General features: G+C 72.9%; 29 protein-coding genes. 17 read left to right on the top strand and 12 right to left on the bottom strand.

What is annotated here, in order from left to right; translation table 11 throughout:
* Positions 1–80 precede the first annotated feature (80 nt).
* Positions 81–1,532, bottom strand: a complete 1,452-nt coding sequence (locus O7624_RS09880) for a glycoside hydrolase family 3 N-terminal domain-containing protein (RefSeq protein ID WP_093401815.1) — start codon at positions 1,530–1,532, stop codon at positions 81–83.
* Between the two features lie 163 nt (positions 1,533–1,695).
* Here O7624_RS09880 and O7624_RS09875 point away from each other — a divergent pair, with 163 nt between their 5' ends.
* Positions 1,696–2,868: an ROK family transcriptional regulator gene (locus O7624_RS09875; protein WP_282239769.1), complete on the top strand. Its 1,173-nt coding sequence runs from the start codon at positions 1,696–1,698 to the stop codon at positions 2,866–2,868.
* Between the two features lie 12 nt (positions 2,869–2,880).
* On the opposite strand, the gene O7624_RS09870 is transcribed toward O7624_RS09875, so the two are convergent.
* A complete protein-coding gene (locus O7624_RS09870) occupies positions 2,881–3,894 on the bottom strand; it encodes an ABC transporter permease subunit (protein ID WP_282239768.1) in 1,014 nt (337 codons plus the stop codon).
* Positions 3,891–4,904 (bottom strand): ATP-binding cassette domain-containing protein, encoded by a 1,014-nt coding sequence (locus O7624_RS09865; RefSeq protein WP_282239767.1) that lies wholly within the window; start codon positions 4,902–4,904, stop codon positions 3,891–3,893. Before O7624_RS09865 ends, O7624_RS09870 begins: the two co-directional genes overlap by 4 nt.
* Before the next feature lie 102 nt (positions 4,905–5,006).
* Here O7624_RS09865 and O7624_RS09860 point away from each other — a divergent pair, with 102 nt between their 5' ends.
* Both O7624_RS09860 and O7624_RS09855 read left to right on the top strand, forming a co-directional pair.
* Positions 5,007–5,849, top strand: a complete 843-nt coding sequence (locus O7624_RS09860; RefSeq protein ID WP_210941245.1) for an ABC transporter ATP-binding protein — start codon at positions 5,007–5,009, stop codon at positions 5,847–5,849.
* Between the two features lie 30 nt (positions 5,850–5,879).
* Positions 5,880–6,779, top strand: a complete 900-nt coding sequence (locus O7624_RS09855) for a ribokinase (RefSeq protein ID WP_282239766.1) — start codon at positions 5,880–5,882, stop codon at positions 6,777–6,779.
* Positions 6,780–6,784: 5 nt separating this feature from the next.
* Here O7624_RS09855 and O7624_RS09850 read toward each other — a convergent pair whose 3' ends face one another.
* Positions 6,785–7,795 carry a helix-turn-helix domain-containing protein gene (locus O7624_RS09850; RefSeq protein ID WP_282239765.1) on the bottom strand — a complete coding sequence of 337 codons (1,011 nt, stop codon included), beginning with the start codon at positions 7,793–7,795 and terminating at the stop codon, positions 6,785–6,787.
* Between the two features lie 72 nt (positions 7,796–7,867).
* Between O7624_RS09850 and O7624_RS09845 the strand changes: the two genes are divergently transcribed.
* A complete protein-coding gene (locus tag O7624_RS09845; protein ID WP_282239764.1) occupies positions 7,868–8,326 on the top strand; it encodes a rhodanese-like domain-containing protein in 459 nt (152 codons plus the stop codon).
* A 23-nt stretch (positions 8,327–8,349) separates the two neighbouring features.
* Here O7624_RS09845 and O7624_RS09840 read toward each other — a convergent pair whose 3' ends face one another.
* Genes O7624_RS09840 through O7624_RS09830 form a run of 3 tightly spaced genes read right to left on the bottom strand, consistent with a single transcriptional unit; the run spans position 8,350 to position 10,166 of the window.
* The gene (locus O7624_RS09840; protein WP_282239763.1) at positions 8,350–9,021 is read right to left on the bottom strand and encodes a hypothetical protein; all 672 of its coding nucleotides are present in this window, start codon (positions 9,019–9,021) and stop codon (positions 8,350–8,352) included.
* 47 nt (positions 9,022–9,068) lie between these two features.
* Complete coding sequence (locus tag O7624_RS09835) at positions 9,069–9,548, bottom strand: DUF6232 family protein (protein ID WP_282240594.1); 480 nt, start codon at positions 9,546–9,548, stop codon at positions 9,069–9,071.
* 48 nt (positions 9,549–9,596) lie between these two features.
* Positions 9,597–10,166 carry a DUF6232 family protein gene (locus tag O7624_RS09830; RefSeq protein ID WP_282239762.1) on the bottom strand — a complete coding sequence of 190 codons (570 nt, stop codon included), beginning with the start codon at positions 10,164–10,166 and terminating at the stop codon, positions 9,597–9,599.
* A 100-nt stretch (positions 10,167–10,266) separates the two neighbouring features.
* Here O7624_RS09830 and O7624_RS09825 point away from each other — a divergent pair, with 100 nt between their 5' ends.
* The gene (locus tag O7624_RS09825) at positions 10,267–11,040 is read left to right on the top strand and encodes an enoyl-CoA hydratase-related protein (protein WP_282239761.1); all 774 of its coding nucleotides are present in this window, start codon (positions 10,267–10,269) and stop codon (positions 11,038–11,040) included.
* 77 nt (positions 11,041–11,117) lie between these two features.
* Positions 11,118–12,740: an acetolactate synthase gene (locus O7624_RS09820; RefSeq protein ID WP_282239760.1), complete on the top strand. Its 1,623-nt coding sequence runs from the start codon at positions 11,118–11,120 to the stop codon at positions 12,738–12,740.
* 24 nt (positions 12,741–12,764) lie between these two features.
* On the opposite strand, the gene O7624_RS09815 is transcribed toward O7624_RS09820, so the two are convergent.
* The 3 genes from O7624_RS09815 to O7624_RS09805 are packed head-to-tail and all read right to left on the bottom strand — an operon-like array spanning position 12,765 to position 13,897.
* The gene (locus O7624_RS09815; protein ID WP_282239759.1) at positions 12,765–13,178 is read right to left on the bottom strand and encodes a PLD nuclease N-terminal domain-containing protein; all 414 of its coding nucleotides are present in this window, start codon (positions 13,176–13,178) and stop codon (positions 12,765–12,767) included.
* A 30-nt stretch (positions 13,179–13,208) separates the two neighbouring features.
* Complete coding sequence (locus O7624_RS09810) at positions 13,209–13,511, bottom strand: DUF202 domain-containing protein (protein WP_093401803.1); 303 nt, start codon at positions 13,509–13,511, stop codon at positions 13,209–13,211.
* Positions 13,508–13,897, bottom strand: a complete 390-nt coding sequence (locus O7624_RS09805) for a DUF202 domain-containing protein (RefSeq protein WP_093401802.1) — start codon at positions 13,895–13,897, stop codon at positions 13,508–13,510. The genes O7624_RS09810 and O7624_RS09805 overlap by 4 nt, the downstream gene beginning before the upstream one ends.
* Positions 13,898–13,938: 41 nt before the next feature.
* On the opposite strand from O7624_RS09805, the gene O7624_RS09800 reads away from it, so the two are divergent.
* The 4 genes from O7624_RS09800 (at position 13,939) to O7624_RS09785 (ending at position 17,031) form a co-directional block, all read left to right on the top strand.
* Positions 13,939–14,736, top strand: coding sequence for a GNAT family N-acetyltransferase (locus O7624_RS09800; RefSeq protein WP_282239758.1), 798 nt, complete (start codon positions 13,939–13,941; stop codon positions 14,734–14,736).
* A 2-nt stretch (positions 14,737–14,738) separates the two neighbouring features.
* Complete coding sequence (locus tag O7624_RS09795; protein ID WP_093401800.1) at positions 14,739–15,155, top strand: hypothetical protein; 417 nt, start codon at positions 14,739–14,741, stop codon at positions 15,153–15,155.
* Between the two features lie 124 nt (positions 15,156–15,279).
* Positions 15,280–16,059 carry an electron transfer flavoprotein subunit beta/FixA family protein gene (locus tag O7624_RS09790; RefSeq protein WP_282239757.1) on the top strand — a complete coding sequence of 260 codons (780 nt, stop codon included), beginning with the start codon at positions 15,280–15,282 and terminating at the stop codon, positions 16,057–16,059.
* 12 nt (positions 16,060–16,071) lie between these two features.
* Complete coding sequence (locus O7624_RS09785) at positions 16,072–17,031, top strand: electron transfer flavoprotein subunit alpha/FixB family protein (RefSeq protein WP_093401798.1); 960 nt, start codon at positions 16,072–16,074, stop codon at positions 17,029–17,031.
* Positions 17,032–17,136: 105 nt separating this feature from the next.
* Here the strand turns inward: O7624_RS09785 and O7624_RS09780 are convergent, their stop codons facing one another.
* Both O7624_RS09780 and O7624_RS09775 read right to left on the bottom strand, forming a co-directional pair.
* Positions 17,137–17,892, bottom strand: a complete 756-nt coding sequence (locus O7624_RS09780) for an anti-sigma factor (RefSeq protein WP_282239756.1) — start codon at positions 17,890–17,892, stop codon at positions 17,137–17,139.
* On the bottom strand, positions 17,846–18,448 hold the full coding sequence (locus O7624_RS09775) for an RNA polymerase sigma factor (protein WP_093401796.1): 603 nt from the start codon (positions 18,446–18,448) through the stop codon (positions 17,846–17,848). Before O7624_RS09775 ends, O7624_RS09780 begins: the two co-directional genes overlap by 47 nt.
* A gap of 230 nt (positions 18,449–18,678) precedes the next feature.
* On the opposite strand from O7624_RS09775, the gene O7624_RS09770 reads away from it, so the two are divergent.
* The 7 genes from O7624_RS09770 to O7624_RS09740 all read left to right on the top strand — a co-directional run bounded on the left by O7624_RS09770 (position 18,679) and on the right by O7624_RS09740 (position 25,206).
* Positions 18,679–19,509: a DUF4397 domain-containing protein gene (locus tag O7624_RS09770; RefSeq protein ID WP_093401795.1), complete on the top strand. Its 831-nt coding sequence runs from the start codon at positions 18,679–18,681 to the stop codon at positions 19,507–19,509.
* Positions 19,506–20,156, top strand: coding sequence for a class F sortase (locus O7624_RS09765; RefSeq protein WP_282239755.1), 651 nt, complete (start codon positions 19,506–19,508; stop codon positions 20,154–20,156). Before O7624_RS09770 ends, O7624_RS09765 begins: the two co-directional genes overlap by 4 nt.
* A 60-nt stretch (positions 20,157–20,216) precedes the next feature.
* Positions 20,217–21,392 (top strand): cysteine desulfurase family protein, encoded by a 1,176-nt coding sequence (locus tag O7624_RS09760; protein WP_282239754.1) that lies wholly within the window; start codon positions 20,217–20,219, stop codon positions 21,390–21,392.
* A gap of 49 nt (positions 21,393–21,441) precedes the next feature.
* Positions 21,442–22,515: a tRNA 2-thiouridine(34) synthase MnmA gene (mnmA, locus tag O7624_RS09755; RefSeq protein WP_282239753.1), complete on the top strand. Its 1,074-nt coding sequence runs from the start codon at positions 21,442–21,444 to the stop codon at positions 22,513–22,515.
* 158 nt (positions 22,516–22,673) lie between these two features.
* The gene (locus tag O7624_RS09750; protein WP_282239752.1) at positions 22,674–23,672 is read left to right on the top strand and encodes a methionine synthase; all 999 of its coding nucleotides are present in this window, start codon (positions 22,674–22,676) and stop codon (positions 23,670–23,672) included.
* A 36-nt stretch (positions 23,673–23,708) separates the two neighbouring features.
* On the top strand, positions 23,709–24,077 hold the full coding sequence (locus O7624_RS09745; RefSeq protein ID WP_282239751.1) for a VOC family protein: 369 nt from the start codon (positions 23,709–23,711) through the stop codon (positions 24,075–24,077).
* A 103-nt stretch (positions 24,078–24,180) separates the two neighbouring features.
* Positions 24,181–25,206, top strand: coding sequence for an ADP-ribosylglycohydrolase family protein (locus O7624_RS09740; protein WP_282239750.1), 1,026 nt, complete (start codon positions 24,181–24,183; stop codon positions 25,204–25,206).
* Positions 25,207–25,213 lie beyond the last annotated feature (7 nt).

Below are 25,213 nucleotides of genomic sequence, written 5' to 3'. Positions count from 1 at the left end.
CGACCCAATCTTGAACGCGTTCAACTTGATGGACGTCAGCGTACGACATAAGTTGAACGCGTTCAAGATGGAGCGTCGGCTCAGCGGGCCAGGCCGAGCACCTCGGCGGCGGCGCGGCCGTTGGCGTGGCTCGCGCCGTACGTGGTGACGAAGGCCCGCACCGCGTCGGGCCGCCAGGTGGCCGGCCAGCCCATCTCGACCACTGCCACCGGATGCGTGGCGGCCAGCGCGTTGGCCAGCTCCGGGCCGCCGGGCAGCCGGTGCAGGTGGCGGGCAACCAGGACGACCGGCCGGTCACCGGCGCGCTGGCGCAGGTCGGCGGGGTCCGTCTCGGCGGCCACCACCCGGATCTGCTCGGTGCCGCCCAGGTGCGGGCCGAGCCCCCACGGCACCCGGCCCTCGGCGATGGTGGAGTCGGCGTGCAGCTGCACCACGAGCGACCGGTCCAGTCCGGTCGGCACGCCCTCCACCCGCACGGCTCGGCGGGCTGCCGCGTACCCGAGGTCGGTGGGGGTGGCGGTGGTGCGGTCGGCGGTCCGGGTCCAGGCGGCGAGGTCCGCGCTGCGACCGGCGGCCTGTTCGACGCGGGTTCGCTCCAGCCGACCGTCGCCGAGCGCGGCCACGATCTCGGCGGCGACCCGCTCGACCAGGTCGGCGTCGACCTTGGCCCCGATGCAGAGCAGATCGGCGCCGGCGGCGAGGGCGCGTACCGCGCCGGGGGCGATGCCGCCGGCGGCCAGGGCTGCGCCCTTCATCTCCAGCGCGTCGGTGACGATGACGCCGTCGAAGCCGTACTCGTGGCGCAGCAGGTCCACAAGCGCGGCCCGGCTGAACGTGGCGGGCCCGTCCCCGGTCAGCGCGGGTACCCGGATGTGCGCGGTCATCACCGCCTTCGTCCCGGCGGTGACCACCGCGGCGAACGGCGGCAGATCCCGCTGGCGCAGCAGGTCGGGTGCGGCGTCCACGGTGGGCAGTTCGTGGTGGGAGTCCGCCACGGTCGCCCCGTGGCCGGGGAAGTGCTTGGCGCAGGCCGCCACCCCGGCGGCCTGGAGCCCGGCGGTCGCGGCGGCGGCGTGCGCGGCGACGCTGACCGGGTCGGCGCCGAAGGACCGGGTGCCGATGATCGGGTTGTCGTCGACGGTGTTCACGTCGACCGTGGGCGCCAGGTCGAGGGTGATGCCCAGGCCGGCCAGCTCGGCGCCGATGGCCTGGTAGACCTGCCGGGTCAGCGCCACGTCGCCCACCGCGCCGAGCGCGGCGTTGCCCGGGTACGGGCTGCCGGTGGCGTGTGCCAGTCGGGTGACGTCGCCGCCCTCCTCGTCGATGGCGATCAGTACATCGGACCGGCCGCTCCGCAACGCCGCGGTACTCGCCGACACCTGGGCCGGGCCGTGGACGTTGCTGCCGAACAGGGTGTGTCCGGCGAGCCCGTCGGCGACCAGGTCGACGGCCCACTCGGGCGGAACCGGCCCCGGGTACGCGGCCAGCAGGGTGCCCAACGCCAGCCGGCGCAGTCCTGGATCCTGCCCCACGTGCTCTCCTCTCGATGCCGGCCGGCGCGGATCTCGTACCGGGTCGGCGGAGGGTCGGGTTCCCGCGTGGCCGATACGCTACGGCTTACCCGTTCGCCTGTCGGTTCACAGTTCTACAGATCGTACAGTTAGCAAAGTTAACTAATACTTGAGGACAGATGGCATGAGTGCGACCCGGCTGCCCGGCACCCCACGTCTGTTGCGGGCCCTCAACGACCGCGCGGCGCTGGAACTGCTGCTGGAGCAGGGGCCACTGACCCGGGCCCGGATCGGCGAGCTGACCGGCCTCTCCAAGGTCACCGCCTCGCAACTGGTGGAGCGGCTGGAGGAACGCGGACTGGTCGCCCGCGTCGGCGAGCAGGCCGGCGGGCGAGGCCCGAACGCGCAGCTCTACGCCGTACGCCCCGGCAGCGCACACGTGATCGGCGTCGACGTCGGTCCGGAGCGGGTGGTGGCCGCCTGCGCCGACATCACCGGTGCGGTCATCGGCCGGGTCGAGCAGTCCACCCAGGACACCGACGACCCGGTAGGCGTGGTGCACAACGCGGTGGTCCGGGTGGCCGGCAGCGCCGGGGCACAGCTGTCGAGCGTACGCCGGATCGTGCTCGGCACCCCCGGCCTGGTCGACCCGGGCACCGGCGACATCACCTTCGCGTACAACCTGCCCCGCTGGCATCGTGGTCTGCTCGCCGCGTTGCGGGACGACCTGGACACCCCGGTCGTCTTCGAGAACGACGTCAACCTGGCCGCGGTGGCCGAAGCGCAGTCCGGTGCGGCGCAGGGCCTGGCGGACTTCGTCCTGGTCTGGGTCGGTGCCGGCGTCGGTCTGGCGATCATGTTGGGCGGGCGGCTGCACCACGGCAGCAGCGGTGCGGCCGGTGAGATCGGCTACCTGCCGGTACCCGGCGCACCCATCCCGCGCGACGTTTCGCGCCGGGCGAAGCCGGCCTTCCAGCAGTTGGCCGGCGCCGACGCGATCCGCGCCCTGGCCCGGGAACACGGCTACCCCGACGTCGCCGCCGACGCGGTCCGGGCCGCGATCGCGGCCGGCACCTCGGGTGAGCCGATGCTCGACGAGGTGGCCCGCCGGCTCGCCCTCGGCGTGGCGAGCACCTGCGTGGTGCTCGACCCGCCGCTCGTGGTGCTCGCCGGGGAGGTGGGGCAGGCCGGCGGGGCGGCCCTGGCCGAGCGGGTGCAGCGCGAGGTCGCCGCGATCACCCTGGTGCGCCCCCGGGTGGTACCCACCGGTCTGACCGAGGAGCCGATCCTGCACGGTGCCCTCCGCACCGCCCTGGACGCCGTCCGCGACGAGGTCTTCGGCTCGACAGTCGGCTGACCCCACGCGGGGTCAGATCAGGTCGCGGCGTCGGAAGAGGGCGAAGGCGGCGGCGCTGAGGCCGGCGGTGAGCAGCAGCAGCACCGCCAGCGCCGGCTGCCAGGTCAGCGTGTAGCTGCCGTCGCAGTAGCCGTCGGTGACGGTCCGGCAGGCGGTGCTGTCCCAGAATCTGACCTCGCCGGCCAGCCACGCGCCGACGTAGCTGGCGAGCATGAGCTGGTCGGGTCGGGCCACCTCGAGGATCTGCAACACGATCCGCCCACCCAGCTCCCACACCACCAGGTACGCGGCCACCGCGCCGAGCGCCGCCGCGGTGTGCCGCCCCATCGTCGCGATGGCGAAGCCGGTCGCCGCCGCGAGCAGCACCAGCGTCAAGCCACGACCCCAGATCGCGCCCAACTCGGCCCAGAAGGCCACGTTTGTCGGCCCGGGATAGCCGGCGACCTGCGCGATGACCCAGAAGGTGACGAGATAGGCGAGGGTGGCGAGCACCGACACCGTCAGCACCGCGCCGAGCAGCGTGCCGAGCTTGGCCCCGAGCACGGTCAGCCGGCGGGGTCGCCACAGCAGCAGGTTGACCACTCCGCCGGAGTTCAGGTCGGCGCCGATGTACGAGGCGCCGACCAGGAACCCGAAGAGCACCAGGTACGCCACCAGGAAGTAGAGCAGCGGCTCGGCCTGCCGGGTGAAGGTGAACACCCCGGTCAGGTAGTCGGCGGCCACCGGCAACCGGTCCCGCAGCGCCGGATCCAGCTCGGAGCAGTCCGGCGGCAGGTAGAAACCTTCGTCGTCGGGGAGCGGCTCGCCCCGATCCCGGGCCAGACACCGCTCGTGCTGCAACTCCAGGCCGCGCAGGTTGGCGGCGGCCTGCCGCTGCGCCTCGGCCAGCTCGACGGCGGAGGGTTGGTGCGACCCGGCCAGCGTGGTCGCCGCGGTCACCCCGAACGCCAGCATCAGCAGCACGATCATCAGCTGGACGAAGCGGCGGGAGCCGAGCCGCTCCACCTCGGCACGGATCAGGTTCACGCGTCCACTCCCCGCATCCCGAGATCGATCTCCTGGTCGGCGGCCGGATCGCCGGGCGGTGCCGAGCCGTCCACCCGCCGGGGCACCCCCGGGTGCGCCGGGGTACCGGTCAGCTCCAGGAAGACGCTCTCCAGATCCGGCCGCAGCGGCGTCAGCTCGCGTACCCAGACCCCCTGCTCGCCCAGCGTCCGGCTGACCGCGGTCGGATCCGGCACCCCACTGACCACCAGATGGTCGGGGTGCCCGGTGACGGTCAGCCCGGCGGCCAGCAACAGCTCCTCGGCCCGGGCCAGGTCGTCGGCGCGGACCAGGTGCTCGTTGTGGTCGAAGCCGGCGAGCACCTCCGCCACCGGGCCCGCCGCCACCCGCCGGCCCTGCGAGATGATCGTGACGTGGTCGCAGATCAGCTGGATCTCGGCCAGGATGTGGCTGGAGAGCAGCACCGTCACGCCGTTGGCGGCCAGCGCGCGTACGAGATCCCGCATCTCGCGGATGCCCGCCGGGTCGAGCCCGTTCGCCGGCTCGTCAAGTATCAGCAGCTCGGGTCGCTTGAGCAGGGCCGAGGCCACCGCCAGTCGCTGCTTCATGCCCAGCGAGTAGCCCTTGACCCGCTCGTCGCCCCGGTCGGCCAGCCCGACCTGCTCCAGCACCTCGTCGACCCGGGCGACCGGCACGCCGCCGGCGAGGGCGAGCAGCCGCAGCGTCCGGTAGCCGGTGAAGTTGCCGTAGAACTGGGGGCTCTCCACGATCGCCCCGACCCGGCCGGCGACCTGCGGCAACTGCTCCGGCGCGTTGGCGCCGAGCACCCGCATCCGCCCGTCGTCGGCGCGTACCAGCCCGAGCAGCGCGCGCAGGGTGGTCGTCTTTCCCGACCCGTTGGGCCCGAGGAAGCCGTGCACCTGGCCGGCCTCGACCAGCAGATCGAAGCCGTCGACCGCGACCCGCCGCCCGCGACGCAGGCTGTGGAAGGTCTTCCGGAGACCTTCGATCTCGATGACCCCACTGGTCATGGGCGGTCCTCCGGGTGGGGTGAGCAACGACACGGCGCCTCACCCTACGGCGGCGACGCCCGCCCGTGGGGGCACCTCGGCGGTGCGTGGTTGGATGGGCTGGTGACTGGTGACCTGATCCCTGGCGCCGCCGGCGCCGCACCCGCCCCCTCACCCGTGGACGCGGATCTGGTGGTCAGCCTCGACGGCGTCGCCGTACGCCGGTCCGGCACCGCCCTGCTGCACGACGTCGACTGGCGGGTGGAACTGGACGAACGCTGGGTGGTGCTGGGGCCAAACGGTGCCGGCAAGACCACCCTGCTCAACATCGCCTCCGGACGCCTGCACCCGACCACCGGCACCGCGCACGTGCTGGGTGAGCGGATCGGCCGCACCGACGTCATGGAGTTGCGGACCCGGATCGGCCTGTCCACCGCCGCGCTGGCCGAGCGGTTGCCCGCTCAGGAGCGGGTCGTCGACGTGGTGATGACCGCCGCCTGGTCGGTGGTCGGCCGGTGGCGGGAGAGCTACGACCCGGCCGACGAGGCCCGCGCCCGGGCGTTGCTCGACCAACTGGGCGTCAGCGGGTTGGCCGACCGGGCGTACGGCACCCTGTCGGAGGGGGAGCGCAAGCGGACCCAGATCGCCCGGGCGCTGATGACCGATCCGGAGCTGCTGCTGCTCGACGAGCCGGCGGCCGGGCTGGACCTGGGCGGCCGGGAGGACCTGGTCGCCCGCCTGGCCGACCTGGCGCACGATCCGGACGCTCCGGCGTTGGTGCTGGTCACCCACCACGTCGAGGAGATTCCCCCCGGTTTCACCCACGCGCTGCTGTTGCGTGACGGGGCCGTGATGGCGCAGGGGCTGCTGGACGACACCCTCACCGCCGACAATCTCACAAAGACCTTCGGGCTGCCGCTGCTCGTCGAGCGCAACGGCGACCGCTACACCGCCCGCGCCGCCTGAGGCGACGCCCGCCATCTCCGGGAGGTGCCCGTGCCACAGACCCGCGTCGTGGTGGTGGGCAGCGCCAACATGGACCTGGTCGCCACCGCCGAGGCGCTGCCCCGTCCGGGGGAGACCCGGCTCGGCACCGACTTCGTCACCGTGCCCGGCGGCAAGGGCGCCAACCAGGCCATCGCCGCCGCGAGAGCGGGTGCCGCAAGCGTCTTCCTGGGCGCGATCGGCTCGGACGCCTTCGGGGTGACCCTGCGCGCCCGGATCACCGCCGCCGGGGTCGACACCAGTCAGCTGCGCACCACTTACGGCGCATCCGGGGTGGCCCTGGTCATGGTCAACGCCGAGGGCGAGAACGCGATCCTGGTGACCCCGGGGGCCAACACGTCGCTGACCGACCTGACGGAGACCGAACTCGACGCCGTCCGCGACGCCGATGTGCTGGTCGCGCAGCTGGAGATCCCGGTGGAGACGGTGACCCAGGCGGCGGTTGCGGCCCGCGCCGCCGGGACCCGGGTGGTGCTCAACGCGGCACCGGCCGTGGGGCTTCCGCCGGAGTTGCTCGCCGCCGTGGACGTGCTGGTCGTCAACGAGAACGAGGCGCAGGCGTACACCGGACGGGGTCGGGAGGATCCGCAAGCGCTGCTCGACCTGGTGCCCCGGGCGGTGCTGACCCTCGGCGCTCAGGGCGCCTGGTACGGCGACCGGGACGGCGCGGCGGTGCACGTGCCGGCGGTCACTGTGGACACTGTCGATTCGACGGCCGCCGGCGACGCCTTCACCGGTGCGCTCGCGGTGGCCTGGGGTGAGGGACGCGACCTGGTGGACGCGGTGTGCTGGGCCTCGGCTGCCGGCGCCGCCTGCGTACGCCGGCTCGGTGCCAGCGTCTCGTTGCCGCACCGGGTCGAGATCGACCAGCTCTACGTACCCGCGCCCTGACCGGGTCAGCGCCGCTCTGCCGGGTCGGGCCGGCCCATCCGCCGCCCGTCCGGTACGCCGGTACGGAACGCGCGACGGTACGCCGACGGTGAGGTCCGCATCGCCCGGGTGAAGTGGTGACGGTAGGTCACCGGGGCGTCGAAGCCGACGGCCGTGGCGATCTGCCCGACCGGTGTGTCGGTCGTTTCGAGCAGCGCCAGGCTGGCCCGCACCCGTTGCTCGATCAGCCAGCGGATGGGGCTGGTGCCGGTGGCTCTCGCGAAATGTCGCAGGTAGGTGCGGGTCGACATGTGCGCCTGCCGGGCCAGCCGGGCCACCGTGAGCGGCTCTGTCAGGTGGGCCAGCGCCCAGTCGATGCTGCTGGCGATCCGGTCGTCGTCCGGGTCCGTCGCCACCGGCGCCTCGATGAACTGGGCCTGGCCGCCGTCACGGTGCGGCGGAATCACCAGCCGGCGGGCGACCGCGTTGGCCACGACCGAGCCGTGGTCCCGTCGCACCACGTGCACGCACAGGTCGAGGCCGGCGGCGCTGCCGGCGCTGGTGAGGATGTCCCCGTCGTCGAGATACAGCACGTCGGCGTCGACCGTGACCCGCGGGTACCGGCGGGCCAGCAGGTCGGCGTACCGCCAGTGGGTGGCGGCCCGTCGACCGTCGAGCAGCCCGGCACCGGCCAGCGCGAAGGCGCCTGAACAGATGGACAGCAGCCGGGCGTCGGCCCGGTGGGCCAGGCGTAGCGCCGCGACCAGTTCCGGCGACGGTGTGCCGTGCACATCGGGCACGCCGGGAACGATGACGGTCGCGGCGGCGGCCAGCACGTCGAGGCCGTACGGGCTGTGCAGGCTGGCGCCGCCGAGCAACGGCACGGGGCCCGGTCGCTCGGCGCAGAGCCGCAGGTCGTACCAGGGCACGTCGAGCTCCGGCCGGGGCAGCCCGAAGACCTCCGTGACGATCCCGGTCTCGAAACCCGACATCCCCGGGTACGCGAGCACAGCCACGCTACGGTCACCCGGTCCCATGGCCGGATGTTAGCGGAGTACGGCGTTGTCGCCACTCGCTCCACCGGCCGGCATCGGTCGATGATTCAGGGCATGACCCGAGCTTTCGCCGTACCGGCTGCCGATCCGTCCAACGCTGTCGCCCACTTCCTCGCCCGACTGCGCTTCGAGACCGACGTCGCCGACGTGCACGCCGACCTCACCGCGGTCGTGCCCGACCTGGTCGTGGTCGACTCGCGCGGCGACGCGGCCTGGACGCAGGGCCACCTGCCCGGTGCCGTGCACCTGCCCACCGAACTGATCGCCGAGCGGGCCGCCGAGGCGGTGCCGCCCGGCGCGCGCGTGGTCACCTACTGCTGGGGGCCCGGCTGCGACGGTGCCACCCGGGCCGCGCTGGAGTTCGCCCGACTCGGCTACCCGGTCAAGGAGATGCGCGGCGGCTACGAGTACTGGGTCCGGGAGGGCCTGCCCGTGGTGACCGCCACGGGACCCACCCGCCGGCCGGTGGACGACCTGACCGCCCCACGAACCGCCGTCGCCTGCGACTGTTGACCGCCGGCCGACATCCGGCCTGATCAGTCGGCGTCGTCGTTGAGCTTCTCGCCCCGTCTGCGCAGCATCGACAGGCCGGGGATGCCCGCCACCGCGAGCTTGAGGTCCCGGGTCACGTCGAGCAGGTCGTGCAGGTCCGGGCCGACCCGGTCCAGGGTGGCCAGGATGGGCAGGACGTCGGCGGTGAGGTGCTGCCGCAGCTTCGGCAACTCGTCGACCAGCCGGACCGCCGCGGTCACCTCCTCGTGGCTGAGCTGCTCGACGAAGTGGTTGGCCATCGGCGCAGCCCGCCGCAGCGCAGGTTCGTACGCCTTCAGCAGTTCGGCCGCGGTGGCGGCGGCCTCGGCCGCCGTACCCACGGTCTCGGCGGCTCGCCCGGCCACCGACCCCGCCGACTCCACGACGACGGCCGCTGCCGCGGCCACCTCGGTCGCGGTGTCCACGGCGGCGGTGGCGGCGGCACTGATCACCGCGACCTCGCGGACCGCCACCTCGGCGTCGGTGACCATCTGGTCGGTCCGGTCCAGGGTCTGCTCGACCCGGTCCACCACGCCGTTGATTCGGGCCAGCAGCGCCTCCACCTCGTCGAGCACCGCGAACGCGCGGGCCGGGATGGCGGCGAAGGAAGCGGCCTGGTCGAGGGCGGAACGGGTGAGCCCGAGGACCGCGGTCGGCCGGGGAAGGGGGAGTGCCATGGAATCAAGTGTGCGTCGGGCGGGCCACCACCGCCCGACGACGGCTGTCAACTGTCGCTCTGCTGCTCGACGGCGCGCTGCACCGCGCGGTAGATCTGGCCGAACCGCAGCGCGTCCGGGGTGCGCAGCACCAGCACCTCCTGCCGCCGGTACTGCACCCACAACTCCAGCACCCGGTTGCCGCGCTCGTAGGAGCGGTCCAGCCAGCCGAGGGGAATCTCCAGGAACGGGACGAAAGCGAGCGGAACAATGACGCACGCGGCGAGCACGATCAGCGCCGGCAGCCACTCGCCCCGGTCCTGCGCGGACCAGGCGAGCGAGAGCACACAGATCAGCCCCACCAGTGGAGGCAGCGACAGCAGCAGGACCAGGACGCCCCTACCGATGACCCGCCCGCGTACGGCGAGGGTGGTGCGCCCCTTGGCGTGCCAGACGTAGGTGACCTCGGTGATCGGTATGACGTGCCCACCGGCCCGGATCGCCTCGGAGGTCACCTGCACCGCGTCGTCCCGGTAATAGAGCGCCATCATTAAGCTTAAGCACCGTTGGGCAACCTGGTGCTGTCGTGCGGTCGCTCAGCGTCGACGGGGTGGTATCGGTCGGCCGACCTCCATGGCGCGTTGCACGGCGCGGTAGATCTGCCCGAAGCGCAGCGCGTCCGGGGTGCGGAGCAACTGCACCGGGCGGCCCCGCCAGCGGATCCAGACCTCCCGCTGCCGGCTGCCCCGGGCGTAGGAACGGTCGAGGTGCTCGAAGAGAAAGTCGGCGACCGGCCCGACCGCCAGCCCGACCAGCACGGAGGCCCCGACGATCGCGATCGTGACGGTCGCCGACCGGTCCAGCCGGATGGCCAGCGCGACTCCGGCGGCGGCGGCCACCAGTGGGGCGACCAGGGCGGCACCGATGGCGCCCCGTCCGGCCAGCACTCGCCAGGAGCGGGTGCCGTGCTGGTGCCAGATCTCGCTGATCTCGGCCAGTGGGTAGACCCGGTCCTCGACGGTGACGGCGGCGGAGGTGACCCGCACCGACCGATCGTCGTAGTAGGTGACGGCGGGACGCCTCGCGTCCTGGCCGCGCGTCCGGCCCGGGTGCGGCGACGGCGGCGCGGCTCGGCCAGCGCGCGGCTCGGGTTGGCGAGGGTTCATCGTGCGACTCCCGACTGACGGGGCTGGCACCAGACTACTTACCCCAACGAGGCGGGTCGTAAGGTTGGCACGCGACTTCGACGAGGAAGTGAGGCTCAGCGTGGGCGAGTTCGTGCGGCTGGAGACCCGGGACGGCATCGGCACCATCCGGCTGGAGCGGCCGCCGATGAACGCCCTCAACACCCAGGTGCAGGAGGAGTTGCGCGCCGCCGCCACCGCCGCGACCGCCGACCACGACGTCCGAGCGGTCATCGTGTACGGCGGGGAGAAGGTCTTCGCCGCCGGCGCGGACATCAAGGAGATGGCGGACATGTCCTACGTGGACATGGCCGCGCGGGCCGCCGACCTGTCGAGCGCGCTCGGCGCGATCGCCCGGATCCCCAAGCCCGTCGTCGCCGCGATCACCGGCTACGCCCTCGGCGGCGGCTGCGAACTGGCGCTGGCCTGTGACTGGCGGGTGGTGGCCGAGGACGCCAAGCTCGGGCAGCCCGAGATCAAGCTCGGCATCATCCCCGGCGCGGGGGGCACCCAGCGGCTCGCCCGGCTGGTCGGACCGGCCCGCGCCAAGGATCTGATCATGTCGGGTCGGATGGTGGACGCGCAGGAGGCGCTGCGGATCGGCCTGGCCGACCGGGTCGCCCCGGCGGCCGAGGTGTACGACACCGCGGTGGCGATGGTGCGGCCGTACCTCACCGGTCCGGTGCAGGCGCTGCGGGCGGCGAAGCTTGCCGTCGACGGCGGCCTGGACATGGATCTGAACTCGGGTCTGGCCTGGGAGAGCCAGCTTTTCGCGGGGCTGTTCGCCACCGACGACCGGCGCGAGGGGATGGCGGCCTTCGTGGCGAAGCGGAAGCCGGACTTCACCGGACGCTGAGCGCGTCGAGAATGGTTCACATTCCTTCTACCGGCCAGTAGCGTGTGACTCCGGTCAGGCGACGAGAAGGAGCGGGAATGACGGAGCGGATCGAAGGCCACGGCGGGGAACTCGCCCTCGCGGCGCTGCGCGCGTACGGGGTGCGGGAGATGTTCACCCTCTCCGGCGGGCACGTGTTCCCGCTCTACGATGCCGCGCACAAGACCGATTTCCCGATCTACGACGTGCGGCACGAGCAGTCCGCCGTCTTCGCCGCCGAGGCGGTGGCGAAGCTCCAGCGCCGCCCCGGGCTGGCCGTGCTCACCGCCGGCCCCGGTGTGACAAATGGCATCTCTGGTCTGACCAGTGCTTTCTTCAATGCCTCGCCGGTGCTCGTGCTGGGCGGCCGGGCACCCCAGTTCCGCTGGGGCTCGGGCAGCCTCCAGGAGATGGACCACCTTCCGTTGGTCGCTCCGGTCACCAAGCACGCGGAGACGGTGTTCAGCGCGGACGACATCCCCCGGGCGGTGGCCGCCGCGCTGACCACCGCCCTCACCCCGCACCGGGGGCCGGTGTTCCTCGACTTCCCGCTGGAGGCGGTCTTCTCGGTCGGCGACGCGGAGCTGCCGGCCGGGCCGCAGCTCAGCCCGCTCGAAGCCGACCCCGACGAGGTGGCCCGCGCCGCCGCGCTGATCGCCGGCGCGGCCCGTCCGGTGATCATCGCCGGGTCGGACGTCTGGACCGGTGACGCCGTCGACGAGCTGCGTGCCGCGGCCGAGGCGCTCACCGTGCCGGTCTTCACCAACGGCATGGGTCGGGGCGCCCTGCCGCCGGAGCACCCGCTGGCCTTCGCCAAGGCCCGTCGGGTTGCCCTGTCCAACGCCGACGTGGTCGTGGTGATCGGCACCCCGTTGGACTTCCGGCTCTCCTTCGGCGACTTCGGCGAGGCTCAGGTGGTGCACATCGTCGACGCGCCCAGCCAGCGCGCCGGTCACGTACAGCCCGCCGTCGCCCCCGCCGGTGACCTGCGCGGCATCCTCACCGCCCTGGCCGAGCACCCCGGCGACCGCGTCGATCACGACGACTGGGTCGCCCAGTTGCGGACGGCGGAAGACGCCGCCAAGGCCCGTGACGCCGAGGAGATGGCGGCCGAGACCGACCCGATCCGTCCGGCCCGGATCTACGGCGAGCTGCGCAAGGTGCTCGCCCGCGACGCGGTCACCATCGGCGACGGCGGCGACTTCGTCTCGTACGCGGGGCGGTACCTGGAGCCGGCCCAGCCCGGCACCTGGCTCGACCCCGGCCCGTACGGCTGCCTCGGCACCGGCATGGGCTACGCGATGGGCGCCCGGGTCACCCACCCGGACCGGCAGGTCTGCGTGCTGATGGGCGACGGGGCGGCCGGCTTCTCGCTGATGGACGTGGAGTCGCTGGCCCGGCAGAAACTGCCGGTGGTCATCGTGGTCGGCAACAACGGCATCTGGGGCCTGGAGAAGCACCCGATGCGGGCCATGTACGGCTACGACGTGGCCGCCGACCTCCAGCCGGAGCTGCGCTACGACCAGGTGGTCGGCGCGCTGGGCGGGGCGGGCGAGACGGTCGCCAAGGCCGCCGAGCTGGGGCCGGCCCTGCAGCGGGCCTTCGACGCCGGGGTGCCGTACCTGGTCAACGTGCTCACCGATCCGGCCGACGCGTACCCCCGCTCCTCGAACCTGGCCTGAACCCGCAGGATCCCGCCCCGGCCGTCACACCTCGGGGCGGGGTTCCTCGCGCGGTGGCTCGCCCTCGCGTTTGCGCAGGTCGTCCTCGCGTTTGCGGAGGTCCTCCTCCCAACGGCGGAAGAGTTCCTGGTCCTCCCGGCGCGAGCGCTCCTCGATGGTGCGGAGGAACTCCGGGTCGTCGTCCGGGGCGAGCGGCCGGGGACGCTCGGCCGGGCGCGCGCCCGGAGCCCAGGACATCGACCCGCCGACGGCCTTGCGCTCCCGCCCGGCGACGAACCAGGCGATCGAGCCGACCAGCGGAAAGAAGAGGATGATCAGCAGCCAGGCGATCCGCGGGAGGTGGCGGATGCCGTCCTCCTCGGCGGAGAGGCAGCTGATCAGGGCACAGACGGCGAGGACGACCTGCACCAGGAAGAGGAGGATGTACAGCCGGGCCATGTAACCATCATTACCTACCGCGCGCAGCGGTCACAGCCCGCGCAGCACCAGCAGCGCTCCGAGGAGCGCAAATCCGGCGGCGGCCAGCCCCACCAGGGCGAGCGGTCGACCGTCGGTACGGGGTACGCCGCTGCCGGTGGCCCGCCGCCAACAGAGCGTGACGATCACACCCCAGCCGACGATGGTCAGCGCCGCCGCCCCGGCCCCGCCCGGGCCGCCGGTGAGCGCGAGCCGGACCGTCAGCAGCGCCACCACGGTCAGCGTGAGCAGGGTGCGCCGCCAGGCGAGCCGGGTGCGTTCGGGTTGCAGCCCCGGGTCGCGAACCGTGCTCATCCGCTGATCGCGCCGGCCAGCACCGCCACCACCAGCGACAGCGCGCCGAGGCCGACGGTGAGGGCGAGGACGGCCGGGAAGCGGGACGCGGGCAACTCCTCGCCGAGCCGGATGGCCCGTTCGGTGCGGGCCCAGTGGTCGACGGCCCGGATCGCGACCACGCCGCCGAGCAGCAGCAACGCCACGGCGATCGCCTCGCGCAGGTGGACCAGGGACAGGGTCGGCAGGAACTGCGCGGCGGCGAGTCCGCCGGCGATCAACGCCAGTCCGGTACGTAGCCAGGCCAGGAACGTGCGTTCGTTGGCCAGGGAGAAGCGGTAGTCGGGGGTGCTACCCACCGACCGCATCTCCTGCGGATCGAACCAGTTCCTGATCATCTGCCACACGGTGGTGATTATCCGGTTTCCTGCGGGAATAGGTTGGGGGCATGACGGATCTTGACGCGACCACCCTGCGGGCGGCGTACGACACCCAGCTGCGGCCGGATCTACCCGACCCGGTGCCCGACGGCGTCGTGGTGGAGACCGACGGTCCGTTGTTCCGGGTGCGGGGCCTGGACCAGCGGGGCATGGTGACCTACCGCGACCTCGGTGGGCTGGCCGGCGTCGCGCTCGACGAGCTGATCGCCCGGCAGGTTGCGGTGTTCCGCGAGCGGGGTGAGCCGGTCGAGTGGAAGCTGCACGGTCATGACGAGCCGGCCGACCTGCCGCAGCGGTTGCGCGCCGCCGGCTTTGTGCCGGAGGAGCAGGAGACCGTGGTGGTCGGCCCGGTCGCTCCGCTGGCCTCCGCGCTGCCGGTGACGCCCGAGGGCGTACGCCTGCGGGAGGTGACCGGGCGCGCGGACCTGGACCGGATCGCGGAGCTGAAGTCGCAGGTGTGGGGGCGTGACCTGTCCGGACTGGCCGACGCGCTGGCGCGGGAGATCGGCACCGATCCGCAGGCGGTCACGGTCGTGGTGGCCGAGGCGGGCGAGACGATGGTCAGCGCCGGTTGGGTGCGGTACCCGGCCGACAGCACGTTCGCCACACTCTGGGGCGGCTCGACGCTGCCGCAGTGGCGACGCAAGGGCATCTACCGTGCGTTGGTCACCTACCGGGCGCGGCTGGCCGGGGCGCGTGGCCGGACGTTGGTGCAGGTCGACGCGTCGGACGAGAGTCGCCCGGTGTTGGAGCGGCTCGGGCTTGTCCCGGTCACCACCACCACGCCCTACGTCTACACTCCGTGATCATGAGCCAGCGGCTGACGGACGACGAGAAGATGACCCTGAAGACGGGTGCCTTCGGTGCGGTGCTCATGGTCTCGAACGCCGACCCGGGAGTGATCGCGCTGTTCCGGGAGAGCTTCGCGGCCTCCGGGGCGATGGCCGACGCCAGTGGCGTGGTGAAGGAGGCGTTGACCAGCGGGCCGCTGCCGAAACTGCCGCGCGATTCGGCGCTGGAGGTGGAGTCGGTGGTGCTGCCGGCGCTGCGCCGGGGCGTCGAGATCCTGGCCGAGAAGGTCCCGCAGGACGTCCCGGTCTACCGCGCGGTGGTGCTGGCCGCGGCCGATCGCACGGCCCGCGCCCACGACGGCGTGAGTCCGGCCGAGGCCGAGGTGATCGAACGCATCAGGGGCGTGCTGGGCGCAGATGCTACTGACAGGTAACATGACGCCGTGGGCAACCGCACAACAGCCCATGGTTGACCGGACGGCACCGCACGCGCGAGGCTGCGCCCAGATCTGGGGCGAAAAGATCACATAACCACAGCAGGAGGGTCGTCGAAGCGCGATGAACATCGTCGTACTCGTCAAGCAGGTGCCTGATTCGGGCGCGGACCGCAACCTGCGTACTGACGACAACACTGTCGACCGCGGTTCGGCGAACAACGTCATCAACGAGATGGACGAGTACGCCATCGAGGAGGCGTTGAAGATCAAGGAGGCGCACGGCGGCGAGGTGACGATCCTGACCATGGGGCCGGACCGGGCGACCGAGTCGATCCGCAAGGCGCTCTCGATGGGCCCGGACAAGGCGGTGCACGTGGTGGACGACGCCCTGCACGGCTCCTGCGCCGTCGCCACGTCGAAGGTGCTGGCCGCCGCGCTGGGGCAGCTCAACGCCGACCTGGTGCTCTGCGGCTCGGAGTCGACCGACGGGCGGGTGCAGGTGATGCCGCACATGCTCGCCGAGCGGCTGGGCATCGCGGCGCTGACCGGTGCCCGCAAGCTCACGGTCGACGGGGCCACGCTGACGGTGGAGCGGCAGACGGAGGAGGGCTACGAGGTGGTCACCGCCTCGACCCCGGCCATCGTCTCCGTGTGGGACACGATCAACGAGCCCCGGTACCCCTCCTTCAAGGGCATCATGGCCGCGAAGAAGAAGCCGGTGCAGACGCTCTCCCTGGCCGAACTGGGCGTGGCCGCGAACGAGGTCGGCTTCGACGGGGCGACAAGCGCCGTGGTCGAGCACAGCAAGCGTCCGCCGCGTTCGGGTGGCGTCAAGGTCACCGATGAGGGCTCCGGCGGCACGCAGCTCGTCGAGTTCCTCGCCACCGAGAAGTTCGTGTGAGGGGTGTGGGACATGTCTGAGGTTCTCGTCGTCGTCGAAGCCACCGCGGAGTTCGGCGTCAAGAAGGTCACCCTGGAGATGCTCACCCTCGCCCGTGAGCTGGGCTCACCGTCGGCGGTGGTGCTCGGCGGCGCCGGTGCCGCCGAGGCGCTCGCGGGCAAGCTGGGCGAGTACGGCGCGGAGAAGATCTACGCGGCCGAGGGTGACGAGATCGACGGCTACCTGGTGGCGCCGAAGGCCACAGTGGTCGCCGATCTGGTCAAGCGGGTGCAGCCGGCCGCCGTGCTGCTCGCCTCCTCGCAGGAAGGCAAGGAGATCGCCGCCCGGCTGGCGGTCAAGCTGGACAACGGCATCCTGACCGACGTGGTGGGTCTGGCCGCCGACGGCACCGCCACCCAGGTGGCCTTCGCCGGGTCGACGATCGTGAAGTCCAAGGTCACCCGGGGTCTGCCGCTGGTCACCGTCCGGCCGAACTCGGTGAACCCGACGCCGGCCGCGGCCACTGCCGCGGTCGAGCAGCTCACCGTCGCCGTCACCGACAGCGACAAGCTGGCCAAGGTCGTCGACCGGGTGGCCGAGCAGAAGGGTTCCCGTCCCGAGCTGACCGAGGCCGGCGTGGTCGTCTCCGGCGGTCGCGGTGTCGGTAACGCGGACAACTTCAAGCTGGTCGAGGAACTGGCCGACCTGCTCGGCGGCGCCGTCGGCGCCTCCCGGGCCGCGGTCGACTCCGGCTTCTACCCGCACCAGTTCCAGGTGGGTCAGACCGGCAAGACCGTCTCCCCGCAGCTCTACATCGCGCTTGGCATCTCCGGTGCGATCCAGCACCGGGCCGGTATGCAGACCTCGAAGACCATCGTCGCGGTCAACAAGGACGGCGAGGCGCCGATCTTCGAGCTGGCCGACTTCGGCGTGGTCGGCGACCTGTTCAAGATCGTCCCGCAGGCCGCCGAGGAGATCCGCAAGCGCAAGTGAGTCGTACGCGAGCAGCCGCCGTCCGGATTCCCGGGCGGCGGCTGTGTCGCGTCGGTGGTACGAGGGAGCTGATCGGCGGGCCGGGGAGCTGAACCGGCCCGCCGATCAGCCCGTCAGGGAGCCCCGCAACAGGCTGTCGCCGGAGTGGGCGGTGTTGTTGTCGAACTGCTCGGCCGAGACGTCGACGACCGAGTACTGCCCCAGGTCGACGTTCGGCGGCAGCGGCAGCAGCACGTCAGCGCCGTCGCCGAGCACACCGACCGAGAACATCTCCATGTTCTGCGGGTTGATGAGCCAGACCTCGTAGTACCCCGGTACGGCCGGGAGATTCGCCACGTGCAGGTGCAACTCGCCGGTGCCCAGCACCCGGGCGTCGCCCCGGGCCGCCGGTGGAGTCGACCCGTACGCCGCCAGCGGAGCGCTGGCCACCACGGTCGGCTCGGCGGGCGTACCGTCACGCAGCAGGGCGGCGGTGCCGACCACACCGACGGTGGCGGCGGCGACCGCCGTGATCGCCGTGGTGGCGAGCCGTGACCAGCGCCCGCGCCGCGACCGGCGCGGGCCGGGCGGAGTGTCGGTGGTGACCGGGTCGGCCGGGTCCGGCCGTGGCCGGTCGGCGGCGAGCCGGGGCAGTTCCTTCGCCGCCGTGATCTCGGCCATGATGCCCTGCCAGACATGTTCCGGCGGGTCGGGCAGCTCGCGCAGCTCCTGACTGGCGGCGCCGAGGCCGGCGACATGGCGCAGGCTCTCCAACTCCGCCTGGCAGTGCGGGCAGGCGTCGAGGTGGGTGCGGTCGGAGGTGTCCACCTCACTTTCACCGAGCGCCAGAAATACCAGCCGGTCGTGCTCCAGGTGTTGCACCGTCCACCTCCCATCTGCGTTTCAGACTCGCCATGCCCCGCCGGATGTGACTCTTGACCGTGCCGAGCGGCACCCCGGTCACTGTCGCGATCTGCTGGTGGGTCAGGTCGTCGAAGAAGGCCAATTCCAGCATGCGCCGCTGTTCGTCCGGCAGCCGCGCCAGTTCGTCGGCCACCACCAGCCGGTCGACCACGGTGTCCGGGTCACTGCCGGCGGGTGCCGGCTCGGGCAGTTGGCGTACGGTCTCGACCACCCGGTTCTCGCGGGCGGCGGACCGGAGCCGGTCGATCACCTTGCGCCGGCCGATGCCCAGCAGCCAGCCGACAAGTGAGCCCTTCGCGGGATCGAAGGTCTCCCGGCCGAGCCAGGCGGCGACGAACGTGGCCTGCGTCGCGTCCTCCGCGTCGCTGCGGTTCACAAGCGTGCTGGTGGCCAGGTGGAGAACCGCCCGACCGTAACGGTCGTACGCCTCACGCAGCGCCAGTTCGTCGCCGGCCCGGAAGCGGCGGGCCAGCTCGTCCTCGGGTGTGCCCGGCTGCTGCCGGATCCCGGTCACGGGACGGTTCGCCTGGTTGGGGGCATGCCCGACTGTAGCTCGCACCGGTGCCGTCCCCTCTGTCAGCCCAGCGTCTCCTCGGCCTCTCTTCGTCCGGGCGGTGCCTGACGGATGCGCTGGCGGCCGGGAAAAGAAAGTCGCCGCGGCCCGCATCCGGGCGGCGCGGAGCCGGCGTAACTCGGGGTGCACAGCAAGCATGACGAAGTGCCACGAAACACCAGGAGGCAGACATGCAGTTCGCGTACCTTCGCCGCGCCGCCGCGGGTGGCGCGGTCGCCGCGCTGACCTTCGTCGGCGCCGGCATCGCGACGGCGACCCCGGCGTACGCCGCCGACTCGAAGGTCTCCGTCGTGCACGGCATCCCGGACACCCCGGTCGACGTCTACGTCAACGGTGAGAAGACCCTGGAGAACTTCGAGCCCGGTGACGTGGCCGGGCCGCTGGACCTGCCCGAGGGGCAGTACGACCTCGCCCTGACCAAGCCGGGCGAGCCGATCGAGCAGGCCATCCTCACCGCCGACGACGCCGAGGTGCCCGGTGGGGCGAACATCAGCATCGCCGCCCACCTCAACGCCGACGGCGAGCCCACGATCACCCCGTTCGTCAACGACACCGCGAAGGTCGACGCCGGCAAGGCCCGGCTGATCGTCCGGCACACCGCCGCCGCGCCGGCCGTGGACGTGCGGGCCGGCGGCAGCCCGGTCTTCGAGGGCCTGACCAACCCGAACGAGGCCAAGGGCGACGTGGACGCCGGCAGTGTCTCGGCGGACGTGGTGCTCGCCGGCACCGACACGGTGGTGATCGGGCCGGCCGACCTCAACCTGCGGGAGGGTACGGCGACGATCGTCTACGCCATCGGTTCCGCCGAGGCGGAGAACCTCTCCGTCGTGGCGCAGACCATCGACGGCCTGCACTCGGCGCCGTCCGGGGTGCCGAGCGGCACCGGCGGGCAGGCCGACACCGGCCTCGGCACCTGGTGGTACGCCCTGGCGGGCACCGGGATCCTGCTGCTGGTCGCGGGCGGGGCGCGGGCGGCTGTCGTCCGGTCGGGTCGCCGGTGACCGTCGTCAACCGCGGGGCGCTGGCGGCGGTTGCCGCCGGCGCCGCCGCGCTCGCCGTGGCGGCGGTGGTGGCGGTGGTGTCCAGGCCGGCGGGGGACGTCGGTGCCGAGCAGGTCGCCGCCCTGGCCAGCCCCACGCCGTCGAGCACCGGACCAGCCGTGGCGGTGGTCCCGGGCGCGCTGCCCGACGACGCCGAACCGGTGCGTCCGGTCCGGCTGCGCATTCCCGCGATCGGGGTCACCGCGCGGGTCGACCCGGTCGGGGTCGACGAGCGCACCCGGGAGTTCGACGTGCCGCCCAGCATCGATGAGATCGGCTGGTACCGCTACGGCCCCGGACTGGAGGCCGAGTCCGGCTCGGTGGTGATCGCTGGACACGTCGACAGCGCCGAACAGGGCAAGGGCGCCTTCTACCGGCTACGGGAACTGGCACCGGGCGACACCGTGACGGCCACCGGTGAAGACGGGACCGAGCGGACCTACCGGGTGGTGGCCCGGGAGGAGTACGACAAGACGAAGATTCCGCTGGAGCGGTACTTCGCCCGCGACGGGCGTCCCCGGCTGACGCTGATCACCTGTGGTGGGCCCTTCGACGCCGACGCCCGCCGCTACCGGGACAACATCGTGGTGACCGCCGCACCGGTCTGACGTCCCGCCAGGTAATCCGGTCTGCGGTCGGCATCGGAGTGGTCGTTAGGCTGAACTGTGATGGCTTACCTGGATCATGCCGCGACCACTCCGATGCTCGACGAGGCATTGGAGGCGTACGTCGCGACCGCCCGCGAGGTCGGCAACGCGTCTTCTCTGCACGCGTCCGGCCGGCGGGCCCGTCGCCGGGTGGAGGAGTCGCGGGAGCGGGTGGCCGCCGCGCTGGGTGCCCGGCCGTCCGAGGTGATCTTCACTGGTGGGGGCACCGAGAGTGACAACCTCGCGGTGAAGGGCATCTTCTGGGCGCGCCGGGCCGCCGACGCCGGGCGGCGCCGGGTGATCTCCAGCGCCGTCGAACACCACGCTGTCCTCGACGCGGTGGAGTGGCTGGACCGGCACGAGGGCGCCGAGGTGGGCTGGCTGCCCGTCGACGGGGCCGGGCGGCTGCACCCGGACGCGCTCCGCGCCGAGCTGGCCGAACACGGCGACCGGGCGGCGCTGGTCACCGCCATGTGGGCCAACAACGAGGTCGGCACCGTCCAGCGGATCGGCGAGTTGGCCGCCGTGGCCGCCGAGTACGGCGTGCCGTTCCACACCGACGCCATCCAGGCGGTCGGTCAGGTGCCTGTCGACTTCGCCGCCAGTGGCGTCGCCGCGCTCACCGTGACCGGTCACAAGCTCGGCGGCCCGGTCGGGGTCGGCGCGTTGCTGCTGGGCCGGGACGTGCCGGCGGTACCCCTGCTGCACGGCGGGGGGCAGGAGCGGGACGTGCGTTCCGGCACCCTCGACGCGGCCGGCATCGTCGCCTTCGCGGTCGCCGTCGAAGCGGCCGTCAAGGGCCAGCAGGAGTACGCGGCCGGGCTGGCCGCGCTCCGCGACGACCTGGTGGGGCGGGTCCGCCAGGCGGTCCCCGAGGTGGTCTTCAACGGCGATCCGACCGACCGGCTGCCCGGCAACGCGCATTTCTCCTTCCCCGGTTGCGAGGGGGACGCGCTGCTGCTCCTGCTGGACGCCCAGGGCATCGCCTGCTCGACCGGCTCGGCCTGCTCGGCCGGGGTGGCACAGCCCTCCCACGTGCTGCTGGCGATGGGTGCGGACGACGACCGGGCCCGCTCGTCGCTGCGGTTCTCCCTCGGCCACACCAGCACGACCGAGGACATCGACGCGCTCATCGCCGCTCTCCCGGGGGCCGTGGAACGGGCCCGGCGGGCGGCGGCCCCGCGTACGCCCCGCTGATCCCGGTGGCGGGCGGAGATAGGCTCGGTGGGAAGGGAGAGTGGTCCGGGTGAGGGTGTTGGCGGCGATGTCCGGCGGCGTGGATTCCGCCGTGGCGGCGGCGCGGGCGGTGCAGGCCGGGCATGACGTGACCGGCGTGCACCTGGCGTTGGCGCGCAACCCGCAGACCTACCGCACCGGTGCCCGGGGCTGCTGCACCCTGGAAGACTCGCGGGACGCCCGGCGGGCCGCCGACGTGCTCGGCATCCCGTTCTACGTCTGGGACATGGCCGACCGCTTCCACGCCGACGTGGTGGACGACTTCGTCGCCGAGTACGCCGCGGGGCGTACCCCCAACCCGTGCCTGCGCTGCAACGAGAAGATCAAGTTCGCCGCGGTGCTGGACCGGGCGGTGGCCCTGGGGTTCGACGCGGTGGTCACCGGGCATCACGCCCGGCTCGGCCCCGACGGCCTGCTGCGCCGCAGCGTCGACGTGGCCAAGGACCAGTCGTACGTGCTGGCGGTGCTCACCCGCGAGCAGCTGGACCGCTCGATCTTCCCGCTGGGGGACTCGACCAAGGCGCAGGTCCGGCAGGAGGCCGCCGAGCGTGGGCTCGCCGTCGCCGACAAGCCGGACTCGCACGACATCTGCTTCATCGCCGACGGTGACACCCGCGGCTTCCTGGCCGGGCGCCTCGGCGAGACGCCCGGTGACGTGGTCGACGTCACCACCGGTGCGGTGGTGGGGCAGCACGCCGGTGCGTACGCGTACACCGTCGGCCAGCGGCGCGGTCTGCACCTGGACCGGCCGGCCCCGGACGGCCGGCCCCGCTACGTGCTTTCCATCACGCCCAAGACGAACACCGTCACCGTCGGCCCCGCCGAGGCGCTGGAGGTCTCGACGGTCCGGGCCACCCGCCCGGTCTGGACCGGTGGGCCGCGACCCGACGGCCCGATCGAGTGCGAGGTCCAGCTACGCGCCCACGGCGTGGTGGTGCCCGCCGCCGTCACGGTGGCCGGCGACACCCTCCACGCCGACCTGCGCCACCCGGTGCGCGGCGTCGCCGCTGGCCAGGCCATCGTCGCCTACCGCCCCGACCCCGCCGGTGACATCGTCCTCGGCTCCGCCACCATCACTGACTGACCGCGCCAACGCCCCCTCGCTCCGTCGCCCCGTCGCCCCGTCGGTGGAGGATCGGTCACGACTTGCGGCATGTCGGGCCTTCCCGTCGCCGTGATCGCCCGACATACCGCAAGCCGTGACCTCGGCGATGCCAGGGTCGCGGGAGGTACCCTGCGGCGGTGAGTGATCAGGGGCTGCCATGGGGAGCGGGTGCGGCGACGGGGCTGGGATCGTTGCCGGGGGCCGACATCGCCGAGGCCCAGCGGATCGTTCTCGGTGAGCTGCCCGACCTGCCCCATCTGCCGGAGCTACCGGCCCGTGGGCCAGGCGCCGACGTGATCGGGCGTACCGGCGGTCTGCTGGTGGAGTTGCCGATCGAGCTGTACGCGGCGCGGTGGCGGGTGGCCCCGCGTCCCGGCCGTGACCTGCGTCGGGCCCGCGACCTGATGGAGCGCGACCTGGACCAGCTCGCCGAGCAGGCCGAGGAGTACGCCGGCCCACTCAAGATCCAGGCTGCCGGCCCGTTGACCCTGGCCGCCTCGATCGAGCTGCCGATCGGCGGTCGGATGCTGCGCGACCCCGGCGCGCTGCGGGATCTCGCCGGTTCGCTCGCCGAGGGGCTGCGCGGCCACGTGCAGGCGGTCACCCGCCGGCTGCCGCGCGCTTCGGTGCTGCTCCAACTGGACGAACCGTCCCTGCCGGCGGTGCTGGCCGGCCGGATCCCCACCGAGAGCGGCCTCGGTGCCTACCGGGCGGTGGAGTCGGGCGACGCCCGTGCGTTGCTGAGCACGGTGATCGAGGCGGTCGGGGTGCCGACCGTGGTGCACTGTTGCGCCCCGCACGTGCCGCTGGACCTGCTCCGCACCACCGGAGCGGTCGGTGTCGCGCTCGACCTGAGCCTGCTGACCGACCTCGACCCGCTCGGCGAGGCGCTTGACGCCGGGTTCGGGCTGCTGGCCGGTGCCGCGCCGACGACGCCGACCGGTCGCCCGCCGACCTCCGCCGACCTCGCCGACCGGGTACGCACCCTCTGGGACCGCCTCGGGTTTCCCCGCCGCCGGCTCGCCGAGCAGGTGGTGGTGACCCCCGCCTGCGGCCTGGCCGGGGCGGACGCGGCCTACGCCCGGGCGGTGCTCGCGGCCTGCCGGGACGCCGGGCGTCGGCTGTCCGAGGAGTGAGGTTTCTCGTCGTACCCGTCGGGCACCATGCTCGCCATGATTGGACAGCTGCGTTCGACGGTGATCGACTGTCCCGACCCGCATGCGCTGGCCGGCTTCTACTCGGAGCTGCTCGGCCTGCCGCTGATCGAGGACAACTCCGACGGCAACGACTGGGTGGTGCTCGGCGGCCCGCCCGGCCACCTGCCCCGGCTGGCCTTCCAACGGGCCCCCGAGCTGCGCCCGCCGGCCTGGCCCGACCCGGAACGGCCCCAGCAGTTCCACCTCGACGTGACGGTGGACGACATCGAGGCGGCGGAGCAGGCGGCTCTGGCCCTGGGCGCCCGCCGGCTACCCGGCGAGGGCGAGGGCTTCCGGGTCTACGCCGACCCGGCTGGGCACCCGTTCTGCCTCTGCTGGGACTGACCGCCCGGCCTGCCGGTGCCGACCTCAGCCGGGCCGGCAGGCCGACCGTGGTGGTCCGACCGGCCGCTCCACGGACTTGCGGCCGACAGGCATCATCACGGTCATGATCAGCCCTGCGCCTCAGCGCGCCGCCGGCTCGCTCTTCGGGCTCGCCTTCGGTGACGCCCTCGGCAAACCCACCGAGTTCCTCACCGTCGCCGAGATCGACAGCCGGTACGGACCGACCGGCCCGCGTGAGCTGATCGGTGATCCGGTGCTGGTCACCGACGACACCCAGATGGCGTTGGCGGTGGGCTGGGCGCTGCACGACGCGCCGACGTACACCGCCGAGGCGGTGGAGCCGCTGCTGCGCCGCCGCTTCCTGGACTGGGCGGCCAGCCCGGACAACAACCGCGCGCCGGGGATGACCTGCCTGCGGGCCTGCGCCGAACTGTCCCGGGGCCTGCCCTGGCAGCAGGCGACCGAGGCCGGCTCGAAGGGGTGCGGTGCGAACATGCGGGTCACCCCGGTCGGGTTGCTCGACGTCGACCTGGACACCCTCGCCGGGCTGGCCCAGCTCCAGGCGGGCCTGACCCATGGACACCCCACCGGACTGGCGGCGAGCGAGCTGACCGCGTACGCCGTGCGGCTGCTGGTCGACGGTGCTCCGCTGGCCGACCTTCCCGGCCTGCTCTCCGCCCGGGCCCGGCAGCAGCGCACGGTCTACCGGGCCGACTGGCTGGGCGACCTGTGGCAACGGCCGGGCGAGCGGACGCCTGCGGAGTTCATCGCCCGTGGCTGGGACGAGTGCCTACTGGCGTTGGGCCGACTCGACGTGGCCCTGGCCGCCCCGGACGACGGCGACGACCCGTGTCGCGTCACCGGCGCGGGCTGGATCGCGGAGGAGGCTCTCACGGCGGCCCTGTACTGCGCACTCCGGCACCCGGACGCCCCGGTCGACGCGCTGGCCCGAGGTGCGCGGAGCGCCGGTGACTCCGACTCGATCGCCGCCCTCGCCGGAGCCTTCGTCGGCGCGGCCAACGGGATGGCCGGCTGGCCGGTGGACTGGGCCGGCCGGATCGAGTACGCCGATCAACTCGCCGCGCTGGCCGCACGGTTGTCCCACCCGGGGACTACCGTGCGGGGGTAGCACGATC

The organism is Verrucosispora sp. WMMD1129 (genome assembly GCF_029581255.1).
Lineage (GTDB): Bacteria > Actinomycetota > Actinomycetes > Mycobacteriales > Micromonosporaceae > Micromonospora > Micromonospora sediminimaris.
The sequence above is the reverse complement of the archived record's forward strand: the minus strand, read 5'-3'. Positions and strand labels throughout refer to the sequence as shown.